Raw genomic sequence first — 3633 nt, 5'->3', positions numbered from 1 at the left:
TGCGCTGGTTTGCTGACACAGTCATGGAGATTGCTTGCGCACTGCACAATTTCAGATTAAGATTCAGACCTTGGCAAAAAGTCAATGCCGATTGCTTGAAAAAATCGATATAGTGTCTAGTAACGTATCAGGAGGACGATTATGAATGCCATGACGTACACTGCCGCCCGGCAGAATCTCGCCAAGACGATGGAGCAGGTCTGCCAAGATCATTCTCCAGTGATCATCACCCGGAAAAACAGCGATGCAGTGGTCATTATGTCGCTTGAAGACTACACCGCCATGCAGGAAACGGCATATTTGCTGCGTTCACCAAAAAATGCCAAGCGACTGCTTGAATCCATCGCCCAGCTTGAGGCAGGGAAAGGCACAGAGAGGAAAATTGCCGAGAATGAGGCTGATTTTTTCTGACAACGCTTGGGAGGATTATCTGCACTGGCAGGAGACAGACAGAAAAATGCTCCGGCGTATCAATCTGCTGATCAATGAAATAAAGCGCAGCCCATTTGAAGGTCTCGGCAAACCGGAACCGCTGAAACATGCTCTTTCTGGATATTGGTCGCGCCGCATCAACGAAGAACATCGAATTGTGTACAAAGTGTCCGATGATGCCGTCTGTCTTGCCCAACTGCGGCATCATTATTGATTTCAGGCGTGCTTCCTCCTCTCCCTTCCTCGCAGCTTCCGCCGGAAACACTCAGCGGCGTGGTTGAGCGCATCACTTACCACAACCCGGAAAACGGCTGGGCGGTGCTGCAAGTCAATCCCTTTGACGCACGCGGCGGCACGGCCACGGTGGTTGTCCACCAGCTCCGGGTTTTCGCAGGCGCAACCATGCAGTTCACCGGCGAGTGGGTGATGCATCCGCGCTTTGGCCGCCAATTCAAGGCGGCGCAGGCGGCGGAACTGAAGCCCGCCTCGGCCAACGCCTTGGAGAAATACCTCGGCTCCGGCCTGATCAAAGGCATAGGCCCGAAGACCGCGCACAAGATCGTCCAGCATTTCGGCAAGGAGACGCTGGAGGTCTTTGAGGAGCGCATTGAGCGGCTGACCGATGTGCCCGGCATTGCCGAGAAGAAGCTGGCCATGATCAGCGCGGCGTGGACAGAGCACCGGGCCGTGCGCGACGTGATGCTTTTCCTCCAGACGCACGGCATCTCCACGCTTTTTGCGGTGCGCATCTACAAGCAGTACGGCGACGAGTCCATCGCCCTCGTCTCGGCCAATCCCTACCGCCTTGCCGAAGACCTCTACGGCATTGGCTTTTTCACTGCCGACAAGGTGGCTCTGTCCATCGGCTTTGGCCAAGATTCGCCGCTGCGCATCACCGCTGCCATCCGCCATGTGCTGAACGCCAGCCGCGAGCAAGGCCACTGCTGGCTGACGCAGGCTCAGATTGACAAGCAGGCTTCCGAGCTGCTCCAGCTCAATCTTTCCGAGCGCATCGCCCTCTTTCTCCACGAGATGGAGCAGCAGGACAAGCTGCGCGTCCGCCTGCTCGTCACACGCAGGGGCAGCGAGCCGGAACGCTGTTATTACTCAAAAAGCCTGTATTTTGAAGAGCAGTACGTGGCCGAGCGGCTGCGCAACATGGTGCGCCCGCTGCCGCACGACCCGGAGCGCATTGCCGACTGGCTGCGCCGTTTCGGCGGCAAAAACGGCATCCAATTGAGCGAGGAGCAGACGGCGGCGGTGCAGGCCATCGTCTGCTGCCAGTTCGCCATTCTCACTGGCGGGCCGGGCTGCGGCAAGACCACGACCACGCGGGTTCTGGTCAGCCTGCTGCGGGCGATGGGCCGTTCGGTGCTGCTTGCTGCGCCCACAGGCCGGGCGGCGCAGCGCATGGGCGAGGTGATCGGTGCGGAGGCCAAGACCATCCACCGCCTGCTGGAGTTTCAAGGTACTGGTTTTAAACGCAATGCGGAAAATCCCCTGAAAACCGACGTGCTGATTGTGGACGAATGCTCAATGCTCGACATCAGCCTGACCGCCGCCCTGCTCAAGGCGGTCGGCAGCGAGACCGCCCTTGTCTTCATCGGCGACGCGGACCAGCTGCCCTCGGTCGGCGCGGGCAATGTGCTGCGCGACCTGATCGCATCCGGGCATATTCCGGTCTGCACCCTGCGCACGGTTTTCCGGCAAGCGAGCAGATCGAGCATCATCACCTTCGCCCATCAAATCAACCGGGGCGAAACACCGAAGATCGGCTCGCCGTTCAAGCAGCCGGATTTATGGAAAAGCAGCGACTGTCTCTTCCTTGATTCGGACGAGGCCACGCAGGAGCAGCTCCATTTCATCGCCAAAGTCAGGCAGCATTTGCAGACCGTCGAGGAGCGCGAGCAGGCGGGCGGCGGCGATCTCTTCGGCACGGATGCCGCTGTCATCAGCCCGGAGCCATACCGCCGCTTCGAGCTGCCGGAGCAATTTCAGCACGTTGACCTGCACACGTTAGCGGTTGCTGAAGGCCCAGCAGCGGAGCTGTCCGCCGTGGCGAAAAAGGTGCATCCGTGGTCGTCGCTGTACTACGGCATGACCGCTGCGGACACGGTGCGGCGGCTCTATGTGGAGTGGATTCCTAAATATCTCGGCGCGGGCGGCGAGATTCAGGTGCTCTCGCCGATGAACCGAGGCAGCTTGGGCACGGGTTCGCTCAACAAGATGCTGCAAGAGGCGGTGAATCCGCCGCAGGAGGGCAAGGCGGAACTCCGCATCGGCGAGCGGCTTTTCCGCACCGGCGACCGGGTCATTCATCTGCGCAACAACTACGATCTCGGCGTGTTCAATGGCGACATCGGCAGAATCAGCGAGGTGAGCAACGCGGACATGACCTTGCGGGTGCGCTTCTTCCCGGATCAACGCGAGGTGGAGTATCAGCGCGAGCAGATTGCGGAATTGGAGCTGGCCTATGCCATCACCATCCATAAGGCGCAGGGTTCGGAGTTCGAGGCGGTGATTCTGCCGGTTTTAACCCAGCATTTTCGGATGCTTTTCCGCAACCTGATCTACACCGGCCTGACACGGGCGCGGAAGCTGGCGGTGTTCGTTGGCACGAGGAAGGCTCTGGCGATGGCCGTGGCGAATAAGGACACGGGGCTGCGGCAGACGGCGTTGCGGGAGTTGGTGGGTGGGTAGGATTGCTGAGAAATCTTATAATCGCAATCACCAGATACGCTGCAAGCCAGCACAGAGAAAGGCGTGCGTGTCCAGCAAAATCCTCATGGCATGTAGTCCTCGAAATCATCCGTCATTTTAATCAGCCCGGCGGCACTGCCAAATTTCGGGCGCGGCGCGGCAGAAAACGGCATAAGTTTGAATCCTGATCCATCATCCTTGGTTATGTGCCATTATGATCAGTTTGGCAAGCATGGTCTCTGCTTCTTTCAATGCGACTTGGGGCATGGTGACATCCTGCAATTGACCGAAATGATAATTTTATTCTGCCGGATAAATCGCCTCTTCCGGCGTGAAGGTCTTCAGACGGGCAAAGGCGGCCAGCGATGTGGCATTGCAGGCTATATAGCTGTAGCATAATAAATTGACTACAGGTCAAGCTGCTGAAAGAGATCATCAACAGAACAGCCAAGTTTTCTTCTGCGGGCTTTTGCTTGTGCCCATTTATTTTCAATCGGATTG

The 3633-nt window shown here is 57.9% G+C and carries 3 protein-coding genes; all 3 read left to right on the top strand.

The annotated features are described in order from the left end of the window. The first annotated feature begins 141 nt into the window (after positions 1-141). From ACNKH6_RS04175 to ACNKH6_RS04165, 3 genes are read left to right on the top strand one after another with little or no spacing between them, the layout of a single operon-like run. Positions 142-411, top strand: a complete 270-nt coding sequence (locus tag ACNKH6_RS04175) for a type II toxin-antitoxin system Phd/YefM family antitoxin (RefSeq protein WP_417914290.1) — start codon at positions 142-144, stop codon at positions 409-411. After that, the gene (locus ACNKH6_RS04170) at positions 392-646 is read left to right on the top strand and encodes a Txe/YoeB family addiction module toxin (RefSeq protein WP_417914289.1); all 255 of its coding nucleotides are present in this window, start codon (positions 392-394) and stop codon (positions 644-646) included. Before ACNKH6_RS04175 ends, ACNKH6_RS04170 begins: the two co-directional genes overlap by 20 nt. An 8-nt stretch (positions 647-654) precedes the next feature. Further along, the gene (locus ACNKH6_RS04165; protein WP_417914288.1) at positions 655-3132 is read left to right on the top strand and encodes an AAA family ATPase; all 2478 of its coding nucleotides are present in this window, start codon (positions 655-657) and stop codon (positions 3130-3132) included. The last annotated feature ends 501 nt before the right edge of the window (positions 3133-3633 follow it).

The organism is Candidatus Electronema sp. JM, assembly GCF_048287415.1.
In the GTDB taxonomy this organism is placed as follows: Bacteria; Desulfobacterota; Desulfobulbia; order Desulfobulbales; family Desulfobulbaceae; genus Electronema.
Note: the sequence above shows the minus strand (reverse complement) of the source record. Positions and strands in the feature narration are given on the sequence as shown.